Consider the following 20,512-nt stretch of genomic DNA (forward strand, 5'->3'; position numbering starts at 1 on the left):
TCCGGCGGCTGCGATCCCGCCGTTTGCCGCATTTGTTTGCCGCAGCTGATTGCCGCGCCTGTTTGCCGATTCCGCACCGATGACACGACCCCGTTCTTCCGCTTCGACTCCTTCCGGCCGCCCGGCGCGCCTGGCCGCGCTGCATCTGGCGCCCGATTCGCTCGGCTTCGCGCTCGACGCGGCCGCGCAGGCGGTCGATGCGGTGCGGCGCGGCACCGCGTTGCCGGCGGCGCTGTCGGCGGTGTTCGCGCAGATGCCGTCCGGTGCGCAGGCGCTCGCGCGCGGCGCGACGCAGGACGTGGCCTACCGGACGATGCGTCGCCTCGGCAGCGCGGACTGGCTGATCGGCCGGTTCGTCAGCAAGGCGCCGCCCGCGCACGTACACGCGGTGCTCGCCGGCGCGTTCGCGCTGCTGCTCGACCCGGCGGACGAGGCCGCGTACCCGGCGTTCACGGTGGTCGATCAGGCCGTCACCGTCATCGGTGCGCGGCGCGAATTCGCATTCGCGAAGGGGATGGTCAACGCGGTGCTGCGCCGTTTCCTGCGCGAGCGCGACGCGCTCGTCGCGGCGATGCAGGACGACCCGGTCGCGCGCTGGAACTACCGAGCATGGTGGGTCGATGCGGTGAAGCGCGCATGGCCCGACGCGTGGCAGGCGATTCTCGCGGCCGGCGAGCGTCAGGGGCCGCTGACGCTGCGCGTGAATGCGCGCCGCGCGAGCGTCGACGCGTATCTCGACACGCTGCGTGCGAGCGGGATCGACGCGACCGCGATCGGCCGGCATGCGGTGCGGCTTGCGTCGGCGCTGCCGGTGGATCGCATTCCGGGATTCGCCGACGGCGTGGTGTCGGTGCAGGACGCCGGCGCGCAACTCGCGGCCGAATGGCTCGGCGCGCGCGACGGCATGCGCGTGCTCGACGCATGCGCGGCGCCCGGCGGCAAGACGGGCCATATTCTCGAACTCGCGGACGCGGAAGTCGTGGCGCTCGAAAGTGACGCGCCGCGCGCGGCGCGCATCGGCGAGAATCTCGTGCGGCTGTCGCTCGCGGCGGAGGTGCGCGTCGGCGACACGGGCGCGCCGGACGCGTGGTACGACGGGCGCCCGTTCGATCGCATCCTGGCCGACGTGCCGTGCTCGGCGTCCGGCATCGTGCGGCGGCACCCCGACATCCGCTGGTTGCGCCGCGAGGCCGATATCCCGGCGCTGGTCGCGGAGCAGCGCCGCATCCTGTCGGCGCTGTGGCCGCTCGTGAAGCCGGGCGGCGAACTGCTGTACGTGACCTGTTCGATCTTCCCCGAAGAAGGCGAATTGCAGGCCCGCTGGTTTGAAGCGGCCTGTGAAGATGCGGTACGATTGGACGCCCCCGGCCAGCTGCTGCCGGGTGGCGCGCACGGACGGGCGGCCGCCGGCGCACTCGACCAGAACACCGATCACGACGGATTTTTCTACGCGCGGTTTCAGAAACGGTGACGATCAAACACCTTTTTCCCTTTCGGCTCGCGGCCGTCTTGCTGGTTGCGTTGACGCTATGCCTGGCCATCGTCCGGCCGGCGCATGCCGAATCGATCGCCGTGCAGCGCGCGTCGCTCCAGGCCGACGGAAGCGGCTGGAGCCTCGACGCACGTTTCGACTTCGAGTTGAATCCGAACCTCGAGGATGCCGTCAACAAGGGCATCCCGCTCTACTTCACGACCGACTTCGAGCTGAGCCGCGCGCGCTGGTACTGGTTCGACGAGCAGCCGGTGTCCGTCACGCAGACGATCCGCCTGTCGTTCCAGCCGCTCACGCGCGAGTACCGTGTGTCGACGGGCGGCCTGCAGCTCGGTTTCCCGTCGTTGAAGGATGCGCTCGCGGTCGTCCGGCACATCACGTCGTGGCACGTGATCGATCGCAACCAGGTGCGCGCGGGCGAAACCTACACGGCATCGGTGCGGATGCAGCTCGATACGGCGCTGATGCCGAAGCCGTTCCAGGTCGATGCCGTGAACAACCGCGACTGGACGCTCGGGTCGGACTGGAAGCGCTTCAATTTCACGGTGACCGAACGTGCTAAATAAAGTACGCCGCGCGGCCAGCGGGAAGAGCCTCCTCGTCCGCGTGATCGTCTCGACCGTCGCGCTGACCGCGCTGCTGCTGCTCGTGCTGCTCGCGGCCGCGAGCGCGAACACCGAATTCTTCGACCGCTACTACTCGTGGTTGTACGCGACCAACATCGTCGTCGCGCTCGTGTTCCTGCTCGTGGTGCTCGGGCTGATCGGGATGATCGTCGCGCGCCTGAGGAAGGGCAAGTTCGGCACGCGGCTGCTCGCGAAGCTCGCGGTGTTCTTCGCGCTCGTCGGCGTGGTGCCGGGCGGGATCATCTACATCGTGTCGTACCAGTTCGTGTCGCGCAGTATCGAGTCGTGGTTCGACGTGAACGTCGAGACGGCGCTGACGGCCGGCCTGAACCTCGGCCGCGGGATGCTCGATGCGTCGCTGTCCGATCTGCAGACGAAGGCGCGGTTGATGTCCGACCAGCTCGCGAGCGTCGATGCGAACACGAACGGCACGACCCTCACGCTGCTGCGGCTGCGCGACCAGTTCGGCGTGCAGGACGCGACGATCGTCGAGCCGAGCCGCGGCGGCTCCGGCGCGGCGCCCGACCTGCACATCGTCGCGCAGGCGTCGGGCAATTTCGCGGCGCTGATTCCGGACGACCTGCCGACGCCGCTGATGCTGAGCCAGGCGCGCGAACACGGCGCGTATGCGGCGATCGAGGGCGAAGTCGACGGCGACCCGCGCGCGCACGGCGCGAAAGGCGCGCTGCGGCTGCGCGTCGTGCGGCCGATTCCCGATGCGACGACGTCGCTGCTGCAGCCGGCGGAGCGGTTCCTGCAGCTCACGCAGCCGGTGCCGCCCGGGCTCGCGCACAACGCGGACGCCGTGCAGCGCGCGTACCGCGAGTACCAGGAAAAGTCGCTCGGCCGCACCGGCCTGCGCAAGATGTACATCGGCACGCTGACGCTCGCGCTATTCCTCGCGACCTTCATCGCGATGATGCTGGCGCTCGCGCTCGGCCAGCAGCTCGCGCGGCCGCTGTTCCTGCTCGCGCAGGGCACGAAGGAGATCACGGAAGGCGACTACACGCCGAAGCGCGAGATCAAGACGCGCGACGAGCTCGGCTTCCTCACGCAGTCGTTCAACGCGATGACGCGCCAGTTGTCCGAGGCGCGGCTCGCGGTCGAGAAGAACCGCATCGCGCTCGAGCATTCGAAGACGTATCTCGAGAGCATCCTCGCGAACCTGACGGCCGGCGTGTTCGTGCTCGACCGCCAGTTCCGGTTGACGACGGCCAATCGCGGCGCCGAGCGGATCTTCCGGCAGCCCTTTAACACGCTGATCGGCACGACGCTCGACCGGATCGGCGTGGCCGCCGGGTTCGGCGCGATGGTGCGCAAGGCGTTCGCCGATCGCGAGGCGGCGTCCGACGGCGGCAGCGGCGATCGCGGTCACTGGCAGCAGCAGTTCGCGATCGAGGTGCCGGGCGAAACCGATCCGCTGACGCTGCTCGTGCGCGGCACGCGGCTCGTGTCGACGGTCGAGGGGCAGGCCGACGATCCGCAGACGTCCGGTTACGTCGTCGTGTTCGACGACATCTCCGACGTGATTTCCGCGCAGCGGTCGGTCGCGTGGGGCGAGGTCGCGCGGCGGCTCGCGCACGAGATCAAGAATCCGCTGACGCCGATCCAGCTGTCGGCCGAGCGGCTGCAGATGAAGCTGTCGGACAAGCTCGCGCCGTCCGACGCGGACGTGCTCAAGCGCGGCGCGACGATGATCGTAAACCAGGTGGCCGCGATGAAGCGGATGGTCGACGATTTCCGCGAATACGCGCGTACGCCGCCGGCTGTGCTCGCGAACCTGCAGTTGAACGACCTGGCGAGCGAGGTGCTCGGGTTGTACGGCGTCGGCGAAGGCAAGAGCCCGATCGTCGCCGAGCTCGCGCCGTCGCTGCCGGTGATTCGCGGCGACGCGACGCAATTGCGCCAGGTGATTCACAACCTGCTGCAGAATGCGCAGGATTCGGTCGCGGAGTCCGCGCATCCGCGTGTGTTGATCGAAACCAAGACAGTAGAATATGGCGACCCCGACGCCGAAGGCAAAACGCGCGTCGCGGTACGTCTGACCGTGTCCGACAACGGGCCCGGTTTTCCGGCACGCATCCTGACCCGCGCGTTCGAGCCTTACGTGACGACGAAGGCGAAGGGCACGGGGCTCGGGCTGGCCACGGTCAAGAAAATCGTTGACGAGCACGGCGCGCGGATCGATCTGCGCAATCGCATGCACGGCGAGACCGTCGAGGGTGCGCAGGTGTCGATCCTCTTCCTGCAGATGGCGAGCGATACGCCAGGCGCCGAACCGGGCGCACAGGACGGGGCGACGCCCGCCAAGACAAAAGCAAGTGAGCAGACAAAGGCAGCGTAAATGGCAACCATCCTGGTGGTAGATGATGAAATGGGCATCCGGGAATTGCTCTCGGAGATCCTCAGCGATGAAGGACATGTCGTCGAGGCGGCGGAGAACGCGCAGGCCGCGCGGGAATACCGGCTGAAGCAGGCGCCCGATCTCGTGCTGCTCGATATCTGGATGCCCGATACCGACGGCGTCACGCTGCTCAAGGAATGGGCGGCGCAGGGGCTGCTGACGATGCCCGTGATCATGATGTCCGGGCACGCGACGATCGATACGGCCGTCGAGGCGACGAAGATCGGCGCGCTCGATTTCCTCGAGAAACCGATCGCGCTGCAGAAGCTGCTGAAATCGGTCGAGCATGGTCTTGCACGCGGCGCGGCGCCCGTATCCGCGAACGCGGCGGCGAAGGCGGGAGGCGGCCAGCCCGCGGGCCCGGCGGCGGTCGCGTCCGCGGCGGCGCTGCCGACGCTCGGCGACGACATGGCGTCGGCGCTCGGCCTCGCAGGCCAGACGGCCGCGATCCCGTTCGACATCCCGCTGCGCGAAGCGCGCGATGCGTTCGAGCGCGCGTACTTCGAATATCACCTCGCGCGCGAGAACGGCAGCATGACGCGCGTCGCGGAGAAGACGGGCCTCGAGCGCACGCACCTGTATCGCAAGCTCAAGCAGCTCGGCGTCGAGCTCGGCAAGAAGCCGCCCGAAGGCGCGTTGTAAAATTTTTTGCGAAAGCACTTGCTCAAGGATGAATAGCTCGATATACTTTCATTCTTCGTTGGCCCGGTAGCTCAGTTGGTAGAGCAGCGGATTGAAAATCCGCGTGTCGATGGTTCGATTCCGTCCCAGGCCACCAGCATTCAAAACCCCAAGAATCGGAAGGTTCTTGGGGTTTTTCGTTTGTGGTGGGTATGGCGTGTCGTGGGCCGCGGGCCCGGCAGCATTCGCCGGGGCATGATAAAATCCGTGCCCGCTCAATGACTTAGCGCATCGCTTCATGCGCATGGCCGGCGGCCCGCGGCGCGCCTGCCGTGGCGCGCGGCAACGATGCCGCGCGATGAGCGGTATAAGCGCGCCGCCGCATTCTCGGCCGACCGCGCTGCCTATACTGGTCGAGCCGGCGCAGGCCGGCCGTATCGGGCCGCCCGGCGGCAGCCGGCCTCGGGGCGCAGCGCGACGCGAGCCTACACATTCACGGAGTATCACGGTGATTCGGACAGACGCTAAAGACGGCGCGCTCGTGTTGTTTTCCGGCGGGCAGGATTCCGCCACGTGCGTGGCATGGGCCCTCGAACGCTACCAGACGGTCGAGACGCTCGGCTTCGATTACGGCCAGCGTCATCGCGTCGAGCTCGAGTGTCGCGAAGGCGTGCGCGAAGCGTTGAAGCGCAAGTTTCCGGCGTGGTCGGACCGGCTCGGCGACGATCACATGATCGACCTGTCGGTGCTCGGCGCGATCAGCGATACCGCGATGACGCGCACGATCGAGATCGAGACGGCGGCGAACGGCCTGCCGAATACGTTCGTGCCGGGCCGCAACCTGATGTTCATGACGATCGCCGCGGCGATCGCCTATCGCCGCGGGCTGCGCGTGCTGGTCGGCGGGATGTGCGAGACCGATTTCTCGGGCTATCCGGACTGCCGCGACGACACGATGAAGGCGCTGCAGGTCGCGCTGAATCTCGGCATGGATACGCGCATCGTGCTCGAGACGCCGCTGATGTGGCTCGACAAGGCGCAGACGTGGCAACTCGCCGAACAGCTCGGCGGCGACGCGCTCGTCGAACTGATCCGCGTCGAGACGCATACGTGCTACGTGGGCGAGCGCGCGGAGCTGCACGACTGGGGCTTCGGCTGCGGCGAATGCCCGGCCTGCAAGCTGCGCAAGCGCGGCTACGAAGCCTACCTGAAGGGCGAGCGGGTGACCGAAGCGCCGCTGTGACGCGGCTCGCGCGGGCAGCGCTTGATGGACAACGGATTCTGATCGACAACGAGCGGCGCGAGCCGGACGAAGCACGATGACTTACGCGGTCAAGGAAATTTTCTACACGTTGCAGGGCGAGGGCGCGAACGCGGGCCGGCCGGCCGTGTTCTGCCGGTTCGCCGGCTGCAATCTGTGGTCGGGCCGCGAAGAGGACCGTGCGGAGGCCGTGTGCCGCTTCTGCGATACCGACTTCGTCGGCACCGACGGCGAGAACGGCGGCAAGTTCAAGGACGCCGCCGCGCTCGTCGCGACGATCGCGGGCCTGTGGCCGGAAGGCGAAGCGCACCGCTTCGTCGTCTGCACGGGCGGCGAGCCGATGCTGCAGCTCGACCAGCCGCTCGTCGACGCGCTGCATGCGGCAGGCTTCGAGATCGCGATCGAGACCAACGGCTCGCTGCCGGTGCTCGAATCGATCGACTGGATCTGCGTGAGCCCGAAGGCCGATGCGCCGCTCGTCGTCACGAAAGGCAACGAACTGAAGGTCGTCGTGCCGCAGGACAACCAGCGGCTCGCCGACTACGCGAAGCTCGATTTCGAGTATTTTCTCGTGCAGCCGATGGACGGCCCGTCGCGCGACCTCAATACGAAGCTCGCGATCGACTGGTGCAAGCGTCATCCGCAGTGGCGGCTGTCGATGCAGACCCACAAATATCTGAACATTCCCTGAGCCACGGCTTTTGACATCGTGCTGATTACCCGAAAACTCGAATTCGACGCGGGCCACCGCATCCCCGATCACCGCAGCCAGTGCAGGAACCTGCACGGCCATCGCTACGTGCTCGAAATCACGCTGCGCGGCGATCTCGTCGATACGGAAGGGGCGCCCGACCGCGGCATGGTGATGGATTTCGCCGACGTGAAGGCGCTCGCGATGGAGCACCTCGTCAGCAAGTGGGACCACGCGTTCCTCGTCTATGCGCGCGACGAGGTCGTGCGCTCGTTCCTCGAGCAGATGGCCGACCACAAGACCGTCGTGATCGACCGGATCCCGACCGTCGAGAATCTCGCGGCGATCGCATTCGACATCCTCGCGAACGTGTACGACGCGCACTACGGCGTGAACCTGCGCCTCGAGCGGGTGCGGCTGTACGAAACGCCGAACTGCTGGGCCGACGTCGAGCGCCAGCCCGGCCGCTGATCCTGCCTCCCCCGGCAGCCCCGCCGTGCGGCGCGGGCTGCCCGCCAATGCGCTTTCGCGCGCCCGCGCCCCCGCGGTCTCGCCGCCGCCAGTCCTGCGCCGGTACGGCTTCCCCCGTCAGTTCCCGCATCGAGCACCCCGCCGCGCTATGATCGTCGTGCGGCGCCGAAAAACGCTCGCGTGACCCATTGCGCGGCCCGCGCTGTCAGGTCGGCCGTCCCGGGCCGACTCACGTTTTCCGGCGCGCGATCTGCCGCCGCCGCCGTGCTTCGCTTGCCCCGCGGCGTGCGTTTCGTTTCGCCAGTTGCTTGTCCCGTTCGATTGCCGTTCCGCTCCGGAGGCCGTATCGATGAGCACGCTCACCAATTCCCTCAAACAACGCCTGCGCGACGGTGACGAGCCGCTGTACGGCCTGTGGCTGTCGCTCGGCAGCGACTCGGCCGCGGAAGCGCTCGCGCACGCCGGTTACGACTGGCTCTGCATCGACATGGAGCATGCGCCGAACGACAGTCGCGACGTGGCGTCGCAACTGCGCGCGATCGCCGCCGCACACCTGCCGAGCGAGCCGGTCGTGCGCGTGCCGGCGCGCGAGCCGTGGCTCGTGAAGCGCGCGCTCGACGCCGGCGCGCGCACGCTGATGTTCCCGTGTATCGAGACGCCCGACGACGCCGCGCATGCGGTGCGGCTCACGCGCTTTCCGTCGCCCGAAACGCCCGACGGGCTGCGCGGCGTCGCGGGCATGGTGCGCGCGGCGGCGTTCGGCATGCGCCGCGACTACCTGCAGACGGCGAATGCGCAAGTCGCGGTGGTCGTGCAGGTCGAATCGGCGCGCGGCGTCGACGAAGTCGAGCGGATCGCGGCGACGCCCGGCGTCGATTGCGTGTTCGTCGGTCCGGCCGACCTCGCGGCGAGCCTCGGGCATCTCGGCGATATCCGCCATCCGGACGTCGAAACCGCGATGGCGCGCGTGCTCGCGGCCGGCAAGCAGGCGGGCGTCGCGGTCGGCATCTTCGCGGGCGATACGGCGGCCGCGCGCCAGTACCGCGAGGCCGGCTACCGGATGATCACGGTGTCGGCCGACGTGAGCTGGCTGTTGCGCGCGGCGCGACAGGCGTTGCAGGAGGTACGGTCATGAACGGCGTAGACGGCGCGTGCCGCAGGCGCGCGCGGATCGGGGCGATGGTCGGCCTGTGGGCCGTGTGGGCGGCGGCGGCCGCCGCGCAGGGGGCGCCGCAAGCGAAGCCCGATCCGTCGCACGAGACGCAATCGGCGGTCGCCGACTACAACGCGGGCGACTATCGCGCGGCGCTGGTGCAGTTCCACGATGCGGCCGAGCGCGGCGATCGCCTCGCGCAGTTCAATTACGCGATGATGCTGCTGACGGGCGAAGGCGTGACGGCGAACGTCGGCGAAGGGCTGCGCTGGCTGAAGCGCGCGGCGGAAGCGAACATGTCCCATGCGCAGTACGTGTACGGCCGGATGTTCGACGACGGCGAGTTCGTCGCGCGCAATCCGGCCGAAGCGCACCGCTGGTTCCTGCGGGCCGCGAAGCAGGGGCACGTGCAGGCCGCGCTGTCGCTCGCGAACCAGTTTCTCGACGGGCGCGGCACGCCGCGCGACAACCGGCAGGCGTTCACGTGGTACAAGCAGGCCGCCGACGCCGGCGAGCCCACCGCGCAGTACGTGACCGCATCGTTCTACGAGCGCGGCGGCGACGGCGTCACGCAGAACCTGAACATCGCACGGGCGTATTACGCGGCGGCCGCCGCGCAGGGCGACGAGACGGCCGGCCTGAAATTCAAGGAGCTGAGCGCGCGGCTGAAGGCGCCGGCATCGGGCGCCGGCGCGGGGCAAGACAAGCCGCGCGCGCCGCCGCAGTAAGCGGCCGCATTCGGCGGGCCCGATGCAAAACGGCGCGTCGCGGCGCCGTTTGCGTGTGCTGCGCGGTGCGGTGCGGGCCGCGCGATCAGCTCTTCATCAGCCGCCGCTGCCGGCCGACGCTCATGATCATCCCGATCGCGATGCCCAGCGTCGTGAGCGCGGTGCCGCCGTAACTCATGAACGGCAGCGGCACGCCGACGACCGGCAGCACGCCGCTCACCATCCCGATGTTGACGAACGCGTAGACGAAGAACGCGAGCGTGAGCGAGCCCGCGAGCAGCCGGCCGAACTGTGTCGCGCCCTGCGCGGCGATGTAGAGGCCGCGCGCGATCAGCGCCATGTACAGCGCCAGCAGCACGAGCCCGCCGGCGAGCCCCCATTCCTCGGAGAACACCGCGAAGATGAAGTCGGTGTGCTTCTCCGGGATGAATTCGAGGTGGGCCTGCGTGCCTTTCAGGTAGCCCTTGCCGAGCACGCCGCCCGAGCCGATCGCGATCACCGCCTGGATCGTGTGGAAGCCCTTGCCGAGCGGGTCGGACGTCGGGTCGAGCAGCGTGCACACCCGGTGCTTCTGGTAGTCGTGCATCAGCGGCCACTGCACTTCGGGCTGGCAGATGCGTTCCTCGAACACGGCGATCGAGCCGACCGCGATCACGCCCGCGACGAGCACCGGCACGATCAGCTTGAACGACAGGCCGGCCAGATAGATCACGAAGAAGCCGGCCGCGAACACGAGCAGGCCGGTGCCGAGGTCGGGCTGCTTCGCGATCAGCCCGACCGGCACCATCAGGATCCCGAACGCCGCGACGAAGTCGTACCAGCGCAGCCCGCCTTCGCGGCGCTGGTAGTACCACGCGAGCATCAGCGGCGTCGCGATCTTGAGGATTTCCGACGGCTGGATCACGACGCCGACGTTCAGCCAGCGCTTCGCGCCCTTCTTGGTCATCCCGAACAGCGCGACGGCGATCAGCAGCGTGACCCCGAACGTGTAGAGCGGGACCGCGAAGCGCATGAGCGTGGTCGGCGGGATGTTGGCGATCACCCACATCAGCACGAAGGTCAGCAGGATGTTGCGCAACTGGTCCTCGACGCGGCCCGGCACGTCGATCGACGCGCTGTACAGCGTGACGATGCCGACGCACAGCAGCAGGAACACGATGAGGGCGAGCGGGCGGTCGAAGCCCGCGAACATCTGCTTGATCTTGTCGAGCCAGGCGCGCTTGTCGAATTGCATGCCTTTCTCCGTTAATGAGCGGTGCCGGCGTCCGCCGCTTTCGCGGGGGCCGTCGCACGATGGTTGTCGTCCCGCGGCGCGGCGACGGCCGGCTGCGCGTCGCTGGCGGGCCGGCGCGGGCGGTGCGGGCGCCGGATCGGCGGCAGGCTCGCGGCCATCGGCGCCGCGGCGCTCGCGTCGGCCGGCGCCGTGGCGCTGGCGCCTGCCGCGCCCGAGGCACCCGAGGCGCCCGAGGCGCCCGACGCCGCGTCGGCCGCGCTGGCTGCCGACGGCACGACCGGCTGCGGCAGCGCGGTGAAGCCGGCCGCGATCGTGGCCGGCTTCGATGTGTCGCCGACCACGGGCGCGCTCACCGGCTCGGTGGCCGACGCCGCGGCGGCCACGGCCGCGGCTTCGTTCTTCGGGTTCTGGCGCTCGACCAGGTAGTAGTCGAGCACGCGACGCGCGACCGGGCCGGCGGCCTGGGCGCCCCAGCCGCCGTTTTCGACGACCAGCGCGACGGCGATCTGCGGGTGGTCGACCGGCGCATACGCGATGAACAGCGCGTGGTCGCGCAGGTGCTCGGCGAGCAGGTGGCCCTTGTAGTTCGAGCCCTGCAGCGAGAACACCTGCGCGGTGCCGGTCTTGCCGGCGGCGAGGTACTGCGCGCCGCGGAACACCTTGTACGCGGTACCGGACGGGTTCTCGATCACGTTCTCCATCCCGCGTTTCACGACGTCGATGTCGGCCGCCTTGAGCGGGATCACGTCGCTTTCCTTCGGCACCGTCAGGTGGCGCGCACGCGTGATCGGATCCTCGACTTCCTTCACGAGGTGGGGCTTCATCACGACGCCGTTGTTCGCGAGCGTCGCGGTCGCGTGCGCGAGCTGCAGGATCGTGAACGAGTTGTAACCCTGGCCGATCCCGAGGCTGATCGTCTCGCCGTCGAACCACTTCTGCTGCGCGGGCTTCTTGAACGCCTTCTTCTTCCAGTCGGTCGACGGCAGGATCCCGCGCGCCTCGCCCTGGATGTCGATGCCGGTGATCTGGCCGAAGCCGAACGGCTTCATGAAGTTCGCGATCGCGTTCACGCCGAGGTCGCGCGCGAGCATGTAGAAGTAGGTGTCGTTCGACACCATGATCGCCTTGTTCATGTCGACCCAGCCCTGGCCCGAGCGCACGTCGTTGCGGAACGTGTGGCCGCCGAACGTGAAGTAGCCCGGGTCCTGGAAGCCCCAGCCCGGCGTGCGCTTGCCGAGCGTCAGGCCCGCGAGCGCCATGAACGGCTTGTACGTCGAGCCGGGCGGGTAGGTGCCGTGCAGCGGGCGATTCAGGAGCGGCTTGTCGGGCGAGTTGTTCAGCTCGTCCCAGGTTTGCTGGTCGATGCCGTCGACGAACGAGTTCGGGTCGAAGCTCGGCGACGACACGAACGCGAGCACGTCCCCCGTCTTCGGCTCGATCGCGACGAGCGCGCCGCGCTTGCCGGCGAACGCCTGCTCGGCGACCTGCTGCAGCCCGATGTCGAGCGACAGCACGAGGTTGTTGCCGGGCGTCGCCTGCGTGCGCGACAGCGTGCGCACCGGCCGGCCGCCGGCCGTCACCTCGACTTCCTCGAAGCCCGTGAGCCCGTGCAGCTCGGTTTCGTAGCTCTGCTCGACGCCGATCTTGCCGATGTAGTCGGTGCCCTTGTAGTTGTTCGCGTCGCGACGCGGATCGTAGTGTTCCTGGTCGCTGTCGTTGTCGTCGCTCATCGCGTCGATGCGATCCTGGTCGCGCTTCGAGATCCGGCCGATATAGCCGATCACGTGCGCGGCCGTCATGCCGAGCGGGTACTGGCGGAACAGCCGCGCGCGCACGTCGACGCCGGGGAAGCGGAAACGCTGCGCGGTGAAGCGCGCGACTTCGGCGTCGGTGAGCCGCGTGCGGATCGGCAGGCTCTCGAAGTTCTTCGAGTCTTCCTGCAGCTTCTTGAAGCGGCGGCGGTCGCGGGCGTCGATCGGGACGATCTCGGACAGCTTGTCGATCGTGTTGTCGAGCGTGTCGTCGAGCTTCGACGGCGTGATCTCGAGCGTGTACGCCGAATAGTTCTTCGCGAGGATCACGCCGTTGCGGTCGGTGATGATCCCGCGGTTCGGCACGATCGGCGCGACCGAGATGCGGTTTTCCTCGGCCTGCAGCGCGTATTTGCCGTGCTGCATCAACTGCAGATAGAAGAAACGGCTCGCGAGCAGCCCGAAGCAGACGAACACGAACACGCCCGCCGCCGCGACGCGCAGGCGGAACCTCGAGAGCTGCTGTTGGGTGTCGTTGAATTCGGTCATTTACTGGCAATCTGGCCCGCGCGCGGGCGAGGGCGAGGTGCCGCCCCGGAGCGCGGCGCGCGGCGGGCGTGGGGGCGGCGGGTATTCAAGGTCGGTCCGGCTCAGATCGGGCGCGTATCGTCCGGGTCGACCGGGCGGCGTTGCGGCATCAGCAGCAGATGGCTCGCGATCGGCCACAGCGCGGCTTCGACGAAACCGTCGACGAGGTAGCGCCAACCGGGGAACGCGGCGCCCATCAGCAGGCGGATCACGAACGGCACGAGCTGCGCGGCGACGAGCAGCGGCGTGACGTACAGCACCTGCACGCCGATCGGCATCCACAGCACGCGGCGGTGGATCGTGATCGCGCCGTACGACAGCAGCGTATAGGCGAGCGCATGCTCGCCGAGCAGCCCCGCGTCGTGCACGTCCATCAGGATGCCGAGCGCGAACGCGACGCCCATCCCGACCTTGCGCGGCTGGTGGATGTTCCAGAACAGCAGCACCAGCGCGACGAAGTCGGGCACGCCGGGCAGGCGGCCCCACGGCATCAGGTTCAGCAGGAACGCGGCGGCGAGGCTGAAGACGATGAAGTACGGATTGACCGGCTGCAGGATGTATTGCGGGCGGTTCATCGCTGGGCTCCAGATTGCCCGGCGGCGGGCTTCGCGGGCGCGGCGGCGGGCTGGGCCGGCGCCGGCGCCGGCTTCGCGCCGGGCTGGGCCGCGGCGGCCGGCTTCGCGTTCGCGTCGGCCTTGTCGGTTTTCTCGGCCTTCTCGCCCTTTGCGGCGGCTTTCGCGCCCTTCTTGCCCTTCGCGTTCTTCTCGGCGGCGGGATCGGGCTCGGCCGGGCGCGGCGGGATGTCGTTCCGGTAATGCAGCACGAGCATCTGGCGCGCGCCGCGCACGGCCGCGACCGGTGCGCAGGTCACGCGCGCGAACGCGGTATCGGCGAGCTTGTCGACGCGCACGACCTTCGCGACCGGCAGGCCGGGCGGATAGACGCCGTCGAGGCCGCTCGTGACGAGCTCGTCGCCGGCGACGAGATCCGCGCTCGTCGGCACGAAGCGCAGGTCGAGCGAATCGCCCTTCGGCGTGCCGTAGATCACGCTGCGCAGGCCGGTGCGCAGTACCTGCACGGGAATCGCGAGATCGCGGTCGGTGACCAGCGTGACTTCGGATTGCAGCGGGAACACGCGCGTGACCTGGCCGACCACGCCGTCCTCGCTGACGACGGGCGAGCCGTCCTGGATGCCTTGCTGCGAGCCTTGGCCGATCACGATCTTCTGCGTGAACGGGTCGCTCGTGTCGTACTGGATCTCGACCGGCGTCGATTGCGTCGCGATGTGCTGGCGCAGCTCGAGCACCGCGCGCAGATGGATGTTCTCCTGCGCAAGCACCGCGGCCTGGTTGGCCTGCGTGGACAGTTGCAGGTTGCGCTTGCGGAGGTCGTCGTTCTCGTGGCGCAGCGACGCGCCGGTGACGGCGATGTCGGCCGCGCCCATGAACAGGTCGCGCGGCACGAGCGCCGCGCGTTGCAGCGGGTACAGCACGGTGCCGAGCACGCCGCGCACGATTTCGAGCGTGCTGAAGCGCGCGTCCGACACGAGGAGCGCGATGGCGAGGGCGACGAAGAAGATGAGCCGCGCGAGCGCGGGCGGACCTTGCTTGAAGAGGGGCGGCGGACTGTATTCCATGGTCGGCGCCGGGCGCGTGTGATCGGTTAAATAATGCTCAGACGCGCAAACGGCGCGGCGGTTCGTTCTGAACGAGCGATCCGGCCACGCCGCGGGTGCGTCATATCAAACGGGACTGCCTAGGCGATCACTGGGCGATCACTCGTACGAGAAGATGCTGCCCAGCTTGTCCATGCGCTCGAGCGCCATGCCCGAACCGCGCACGACGCAGGTCAGCGGATCTTCCGCGACGAGCACCGGCAGGCCGGTTTCTTCCGCGAGCAGGCGATCGAGGTCGCGCAGCAGCGCGCCGCCGCCCGTCAGCATCATCCCGCGCTCGGCGATGTCGGCGCCGAGTTCCGGCGGCGTCTGTTCGAGCGCGATCTTCACCGACGACACGATCTGGTTCAGCGGATCGGTCAGCGCTTCGAGGATTTCGTTGCTGGAGATCGTGAAGCTGCGCGGGATGCCTTCCGACAGGTTGCGGCCCTTCACTTCCATTTCCTTGACTTCGGAGCCCGGGAACGCGGAGCCGATTTCCTTCTTGATCGCCTCGGCGGTCTGTTCGCCGATCAGCATCCCGTAGTTGCGGCGGATGTAGTTGACGATCGCCTCGTCGAACTTGTCGCCGCCGACGCGCACCGAGCCCTTGTAGACGATGCCGCCGAGCGAGATCACGCCGACTTCGGTCGTGCCGCCGCCGATGTCGACGACCATCGAGCCGGTGGCTTCCGATACCGGCAGGCCCGCGCCGATCGCGGCGGCCATCGGCTCCTCGATCAGGTAGACCTGCGATGCGCCGGCGCCGTGCGCGGCTTCCTTGATCGCGCGGCGCTCGACCTGGGTCGAGCCGCACGGCACGCAGATGATGATGCGCGGCGACGGCGAGAACATGCGCGACTCGTGCGCCGTCTTGATGAACTGCTTGATCATCTGCTCGGTGACGGTGAAGTCGGCGATCACGCCGTCCTTCATCGGGCGGATCGCCTCGATGTTGCCGGGCACCTTGCCGAGCATCTGCTTGGCTTCCTTGCCGACCGCCTGGATCGTCTTCTTGCCGTTGGGGCCGCCTTCCTGGCGGATCGACACGACGGACGGCTCATCGAGCACGATGCCCTTGCCGCGCATGTAGATCAGGGTGTTTGCGGTGCCGAGGTCGATCGCGAGATCGTTGGAGAAGTAGCTGCGCAAAAAACCGAACATTCAGAATCCTGTTTCGCTCTGGGCCGGCCCTGCATAGCGAGCGCTGAGGGCGGCAGCGGAAAAAATAACAGCCTCGGGAAGCGTGGCGGAAGCGGCCGCCGCGGCGCACGAAGCTGCGAGTGATGTCTACCGGGGATCGCACGAAGCACGCACGGCTTGCCGAAACAGGGCGAAACGGTGCGGGAAAAGGCTGCCGGGTTTGGGTCGAACGCGTAATGATACCTTATAATTTCACGGTATTTGAATCGAAACGGGCGGTATTTTTGCCGCTTCGGCCCCGATTTTTGAGGGTGGGATCGCACCCTCCAACCCCCCGCCGCAGTGCTGCTTCGATGCACTGCGCAGCCTTGTTTTTCCGGTGATCGCATGGCCCTGACCCTGACCGATGTGAAACGCATCGCGCACCTGGCGCGACTCGAAATGGCCGACGCCGACGCCGAGCACATGCTCGGCCAGCTCAACGAATTCTTCGGCCTCGTCGAGCAGATGCAGGCGGTCGACACCGCCGGCATCGCGCCGCTCGCCCACCCGATCGAACAGATCCAGGCAGTCGCGCAGCGCCTGCGCGACGACGCCGTGACGGAGCTCGTCAATCGCGACGACAACCAGCGTCCGGCGCCGGCCGTCCAGGACGGCCTCTATCTCGTGCCGAAGGTGATCGAGTAAGCATTCGATGACAAGCGCGCCGGCCGTCCAGCGCCGCGCGCCACCCAGAATTCCCAGGAAAACCACTCAATGCACGCAAAAAGCCTGACCGAACTGCGCGCCGCGCTCGCCGCCAAGGAATGCTCGGCCGTCGAGCTCGCGCAGCACTATCTGAAACGGATCGACGCCGCGCGCGACCTGAACGCGTTCGTCCACGTCGACGCCGACCTCACCCTCGCGCAGGCGAAAGCCGCCGACGCGGAGCTCGCGCGCGGCGCGGGCGGCGCGCTCACCGGCCTGCCGATCGCGCACAAGGACGTGTTCGTCACGCGCGGCTGGCGCTCGACCGCCGGCTCGAAGATGCTCGCGAACTACGAGAGCCCGTTCGACGCGACCGTCGTCGCCCGCCTGCAGGCGGCCGGCATGGTCACGCTCGGCAAGACCAACATGGACGAGTTCGCGATGGGCTCGTCGAACGAAAACTCGGCGTTCGGCGCGGTGAAGAACCCGTGGGACACGAACGCGGTGCCGGGCGGCAGCTCGGGCGGCAGCTCGGCCGCCGTCGCCGCGCGCCTCGCGCCGGCCGCGACCGGCACCGACACCGGCGGCTCGATCCGCCAGCCCGCGTCGTTCGCGGGCGTGACGGGCATCAAGCCGACCTACGGCCGCGTGTCGCGCTACGGGATGATCGCGTTCGCGTCGTCGCTCGACCAGGGCGGCCCGATGGCGCAGAGCGCGTCCGACTGCGCGCTGCTGCTGAACGCGATGGCCGGCTTCGACGAGCGCGACTCGACGAGCCTCGAGCGCGACGACGAAGATTTCACGCGTCACCTCGGCCAGCCGTGGGCGGCCGGCAACGACGCGGGCAAGCCGCTCGCCGGCCTGCGCATCGGCCTGCCGAACGAGTATTTCGGCGCCGGCCTCGCCGACGACGTGCGCGCGACGATCGATGCGGCGCTCAAGCAGTATGAAGCGCTCGGCGCGACGCTCGTGCCGGTGTCGCTGCCGAAGACGGAACTGTCGATCCCCGTGTACTACGTGATCGCGCCGGCCGAGGCGTCGTCGAACCTGTCGCGTTTCGACGGCGTGCGCTTCGGCCACCGCGCCGCGCAGTACGGCGACCTGCTCGACATGTACAAGAAGTCGCGCGCCGAAGGCTTCGGGCCGGAAGTGAAGCGCCGGATCCTCGTCGGCACGTACGTGCTGTCGCACGGCTACTACGACGCGTACTACCTGCAGGCGCAGAAGATCCGCCGCATCATCGCGAACGATTTCCAGGAAGCGTTCAAGTCCTGCGACGTGATCATGGGCCCGGCGTCGCCGACGGTCGCATGGGATCTCGGCGCGAAGGGCGACGATCCGGTGCAGATGTATCTCGCGGATATCTACACGCTGTCGGTGAGCCTCGCGGGCCTGCCCGGCATGAGCGTGCCGTGCGGCTTCGGCGCGGGCGCGAACGCGAAGCGCCCGGTCGGCCTGCAGATCATCGGCAACTATTTCAACGAAGCCCGGATGCTGCAGGTTGCCGACGCGTTCCAGCGCGCGACCGACTGGCACAAGCAAGTTCCGGCGGGGGTGTAAGCATATGGCTACTCAGTGGGAAGTCGTCATCGGTCTCGAGACGCACGCGCAACTGTCGACCGTCTCGAAGATTTTCTCGGGCGCATCCACGCAGTTCGGCGCCGAGCCGAACACGCAGGCGTGCCCGGTCGACCTGGCGCTGCCGGGCGTGCTGCCGGTGCTGAACCGCGGCGCGGTCGAGCGCGCGATCCGCTTCGGCCTCGCGATCGGCTCGACCATCGCGCCGCGCAGCATCTTCGCGCGCAAGAATTATTTCTACCCCGATCTGCCGAAGGGCTATCAGATCAGCCAGTACGAGATTCCGGTCGTGCAGGGCGGCCGGATCACGATCCAGGTGCCCGCCAACGAAAAGGCCGGCAAGCCCGCGTACGAGAAGACGGTCAACCTGACCCGCGCGCACCTCGAGGAAGACGCGGGCAAGTCGCTGCATGAAGACTTCGCCGGGATGACCGGGATCGACCTGAACCGCGCGGGCACGCCGCTGCTCGAGATCGTCACCGAGCCGGAAATGCGCAGCGCGGCCGAGGCCGTCGCGTACGCGAAGGCGCTGCACGCGCTCGTCGTGTGGCTCGGCATCTGCGACGGCAACATGCAGGAAGGTTCGTTCCGCTGCGACGCGAACGTGTCGGTGCGCCCGGTCGGCCAGGAGAAGTTCGGCACGCGCGCGGAAATCAAGAACCTGAACTCGTTCCGCTTCCTCGAGGAAGCGATCAATTACGAAGTGCGCCGCCAGATCGAGCTGATCGAGGACGGCGGCGAAGTCGTGCAGGAAACGCGCCTGTACGATCCGGACAAGCGCGAGACGCGTTCGATGCGCAGCAAGGAAGACGCGCACGATTACCGCTACTTCCCCGATCCCGACCTGATGCCGCTCGTGATCGGCCAGGACTGGATCGAGCGCGTGCAGTCCGGCATGCCGGAGCTGCCGGCCGCGATGCAGCAGCGCTTCGTCGACGAATACGGCGTGTCCGCGTACGACGCGGGCGTGCTGACGTCGAGCAAGGCGATGGCCGCGTACTTCGAGGCGGTGGTCGCGAAGGCCGGCGTGGCGAACGCGAAGATCGCCGCGAACTGGCTGATGGGCGACGTGTCGTCGCAGCTGAACCGCGACGGCATCGAGATCGACGCGATTCCGGTGTCGGCCGCGCAGCTCGCGCTGCTGTTGCAGCGCATCGCCGACGGCACGATCTCGAACAAGATCGCGAAGGAAATCTTCGCGGCGATCTGGGACGAGAAGGCGACCGACGAAGGTGCGGCCGATCGCATCATCGACGCGAAGGGGCTGAAGCAGATCTCCGACACCGGCGCGCTGGAAGCGATCATCGACGAAGTGCTCGCGGCGAACGCGAAGTCGGTCGAGGAATTCCGCGCGGGCAAGGAAAAGGCGTTCAACGCGCTGATCGGCCAGGCGATGAAGGCGACGAAGGGCAAGGCCAATCCGCAGCAGGTCAACGAACTGCTGAAGAAGAAGCTCGGCTGAGCATGCGCGCGCGCCTGACCCGCGCTTGACGACGGGCCGCACCGGACGCGTTCGGGCGGCCCGTCGCATTTGGTGGATGCGTTATCGTATGCATCGCACCGCCCAACGGAGGAACGAATGGCGAAACAACCGTCGCTCGACGATTTCCGCGTGCCGTACAGCACGCGCGAGAAGGAAGCCGCCGCATTCAAGCTCGACGCGTTCGACCCGGCCGCGAAGCCGTTTTCGTCCGGCTCGAAGGAGGCCGACCGCGAACGGCTGTCGGCCGTGTCGACCGAGCTCGACGTGCAGCAGGAGCGCCTGCACACGCAGCAGAAGAAGCGCGTGCTGCTCGTGCTGCAGGGCATGGATACGAGCGGCAAGGACGGCACCGTGCGCGCGGTGTTTCGCGACGTCGATCCGCTCGGCCTGCGCATCGTGCCGTTCAAGGCGCCGACGCCGATCGAGGCCGCGCACGACTTCCTGTGGCGCGTGCATGCGCAGGTGCCGGCCGCGGGCGAGCTCGCGATCTTCAACCGCAGCCACTACGAGGACGTCCTCGTGCCGCGCGTGCTCGGCGCGATCGACGACAAGGAGTGCGAGCGCCGCTACCGGCAGATCCGCGATTTCGAGACGATGCTGTTCGAGAACGGCACGACCATCGTCAAGTGCTTCCTGCACATCTCGAAGGACGAGCAGCGCGAGCGGCTCCAGGCGCGCATCGACGATCCGACCAAGCACTGGAAATTCGACATCGCCGACCTCGACGCGCGCAAGCACTGGGACGCCTACCAGTCCGCGTACCGTGACGCGCTCGCCGCGACGTCGGCCGAGCATGCGCCGTGGTACGTGATCCCGGCGAACTCGAAGACGCACCGCAACGTGATGATCGCCGAGCTGCTGCTGCGCACGATGACCGACATGAAGCTGGAATTCCCGCCGCCGAAGCCCGAGCTCGAAGGCGTGAAGATCCGATAACCCTGTAAAAA

The 20,512-nt window shown here is 68.0% G+C and carries 18 protein-coding genes and 1 tRNA gene; 14 read left to right on the forward strand and 5 right to left on the reverse strand.

All coding sequences use genetic code 11. The features are described 5' to 3' along the window. The first annotated feature begins 79 nt into the window (after positions 1 to 79). The 10 genes from rsmB to WS64_RS11615 all read left to right on the forward strand — a co-directional run bounded on the left by rsmB (position 80) and on the right by WS64_RS11615 (position 9,447). Positions 80 to 1,471 carry a 16S rRNA (cytosine(967)-C(5))-methyltransferase RsmB gene (gene rsmB / locus WS64_RS11570; protein WP_060966951.1) on the forward strand — a complete coding sequence of 464 codons (1,392 nt, stop codon included), beginning with the start codon at positions 80 to 82 and terminating at the stop codon, positions 1,469 to 1,471. After that, on the forward strand, positions 1,468 to 2,058 hold the full coding sequence (locus WS64_RS11575; protein WP_059646146.1) for a DUF4390 domain-containing protein: 591 nt from the start codon (positions 1,468 to 1,470) through the stop codon (positions 2,056 to 2,058). The genes rsmB and WS64_RS11575 overlap by 4 nt, the downstream gene beginning before the upstream one ends. Next, positions 2,048 to 4,462: a sensor histidine kinase EsaS gene (gene esaS / locus WS64_RS11580; protein ID WP_059573612.1), complete on the forward strand. Its 2,415-nt coding sequence runs from the start codon at positions 2,048 to 2,050 to the stop codon at positions 4,460 to 4,462. Before WS64_RS11575 ends, esaS begins: the two co-directional genes overlap by 11 nt. Next, positions 4,463 to 5,164, forward strand: a complete 702-nt coding sequence (gene esaR / locus WS64_RS11585) for a response regulator transcription factor EsaR (protein WP_059573613.1) — start codon at positions 4,463 to 4,465, stop codon at positions 5,162 to 5,164. It begins immediately after the preceding gene. 60 nt (positions 5,165 to 5,224) lie between these two features. Beyond that, positions 5,225 to 5,300 (forward strand) — tRNA-Phe (locus WS64_RS11590). 351 nt (positions 5,301 to 5,651) lie between these two features. Beyond that, on the forward strand, positions 5,652 to 6,386 hold the full coding sequence (gene queC, locus WS64_RS11595) for a 7-cyano-7-deazaguanine synthase QueC (RefSeq protein WP_059573614.1): 735 nt from the start codon (positions 5,652 to 5,654) through the stop codon (positions 6,384 to 6,386). A 76-nt stretch (positions 6,387 to 6,462) separates the two neighbouring features. Then, on the forward strand, positions 6,463 to 7,095 hold the full coding sequence (gene queE, locus WS64_RS11600; protein WP_006482565.1) for a 7-carboxy-7-deazaguanine synthase: 633 nt from the start codon (positions 6,463 to 6,465) through the stop codon (positions 7,093 to 7,095). An 18-nt stretch (positions 7,096 to 7,113) separates the two neighbouring features. Continuing rightward, the gene (gene queD / locus WS64_RS11605) at positions 7,114 to 7,566 is read left to right on the forward strand and encodes a 6-carboxytetrahydropterin synthase QueD (protein WP_059573615.1); all 453 of its coding nucleotides are present in this window, start codon (positions 7,114 to 7,116) and stop codon (positions 7,564 to 7,566) included. Between the two features lie 349 nt (positions 7,567 to 7,915). Beyond that, positions 7,916 to 8,701: an HpcH/HpaI aldolase family protein gene (locus WS64_RS11610; protein WP_059646078.1), complete on the forward strand. Its 786-nt coding sequence runs from the start codon at positions 7,916 to 7,918 to the stop codon at positions 8,699 to 8,701. Further along, positions 8,698 to 9,447 (forward strand): tetratricopeptide repeat protein, encoded by a 750-nt coding sequence (locus WS64_RS11615; RefSeq protein WP_060966508.1) that lies wholly within the window; start codon positions 8,698 to 8,700, stop codon positions 9,445 to 9,447. The genes WS64_RS11610 and WS64_RS11615 overlap by 4 nt, the downstream gene beginning before the upstream one ends. An 85-nt stretch (positions 9,448 to 9,532) precedes the next feature. On the opposite strand, the gene rodA is transcribed toward WS64_RS11615, so the two are convergent. The 5 genes from rodA to WS64_RS11640 form a co-directional block, all read right to left on the reverse strand. Then, entirely contained in the window at positions 9,533 to 10,681 is a 1,149-nt protein-coding gene (gene rodA, locus WS64_RS11620) for a rod shape-determining protein RodA (RefSeq protein ID WP_059573618.1), read from the reverse strand. A gap of 11 nt (positions 10,682 to 10,692) precedes the next feature. Continuing rightward, positions 10,693 to 12,981: a penicillin-binding protein 2 gene (gene mrdA, locus WS64_RS11625; protein ID WP_060966509.1), complete on the reverse strand. Its 2,289-nt coding sequence runs from the start codon at positions 12,979 to 12,981 to the stop codon at positions 10,693 to 10,695. Positions 12,982 to 13,082: 101 nt separating this feature from the next. Beyond that, the gene (gene mreD / locus WS64_RS11630) at positions 13,083 to 13,595 is read right to left on the reverse strand and encodes a rod shape-determining protein MreD (protein WP_006477476.1); all 513 of its coding nucleotides are present in this window, start codon (positions 13,593 to 13,595) and stop codon (positions 13,083 to 13,085) included. Next, a complete protein-coding gene (mreC, locus tag WS64_RS11635; RefSeq protein WP_059573620.1) occupies positions 13,592 to 14,656 on the reverse strand; it encodes a rod shape-determining protein MreC in 1,065 nt (354 codons plus the stop codon). Before mreC ends, mreD begins: the two co-directional genes overlap by 4 nt. Positions 14,657 to 14,794: 138 nt before the next feature. Beyond that, the gene (locus WS64_RS11640; protein WP_004189550.1) at positions 14,795 to 15,838 is read right to left on the reverse strand and encodes a rod shape-determining protein; all 1,044 of its coding nucleotides are present in this window, start codon (positions 15,836 to 15,838) and stop codon (positions 14,795 to 14,797) included. A 366-nt stretch (positions 15,839 to 16,204) separates the two neighbouring features. Between WS64_RS11640 and gatC the strand changes: the two genes are divergently transcribed. From gatC to WS64_RS11660, 4 genes are all read left to right on the forward strand, one after another. Then, complete coding sequence (gene gatC / locus WS64_RS11645) at positions 16,205 to 16,504, forward strand: Asp-tRNA(Asn)/Glu-tRNA(Gln) amidotransferase subunit GatC (RefSeq protein ID WP_059573621.1); 300 nt, start codon at positions 16,205 to 16,207, stop codon at positions 16,502 to 16,504. Between the two features lie 69 nt (positions 16,505 to 16,573). Then, positions 16,574 to 18,064 carry an Asp-tRNA(Asn)/Glu-tRNA(Gln) amidotransferase subunit GatA gene (gatA, locus tag WS64_RS11650; protein ID WP_011546474.1) on the forward strand — a complete coding sequence of 497 codons (1,491 nt, stop codon included), beginning with the start codon at positions 16,574 to 16,576 and terminating at the stop codon, positions 18,062 to 18,064. A gap of 4 nt (positions 18,065 to 18,068) precedes the next feature. Further along, positions 18,069 to 19,544 (forward strand): Asp-tRNA(Asn)/Glu-tRNA(Gln) amidotransferase subunit GatB, encoded by a 1,476-nt coding sequence (gene gatB / locus WS64_RS11655; protein WP_060966510.1) that lies wholly within the window; start codon positions 18,069 to 18,071, stop codon positions 19,542 to 19,544. Positions 19,545 to 19,661: 117 nt separating this feature from the next. After that, positions 19,662 to 20,501, forward strand: a complete 840-nt coding sequence (locus WS64_RS11660; RefSeq protein ID WP_060966511.1) for a polyphosphate kinase 2 family protein — start codon at positions 19,662 to 19,664, stop codon at positions 20,499 to 20,501. Positions 20,502 to 20,512 lie beyond the last annotated feature (11 nt).

This window comes from Burkholderia anthina (assembly GCF_001547525.1).
GTDB lineage: Bacteria > Pseudomonadota > Gammaproteobacteria > Burkholderiales > Burkholderiaceae > Burkholderia > Burkholderia semiarida.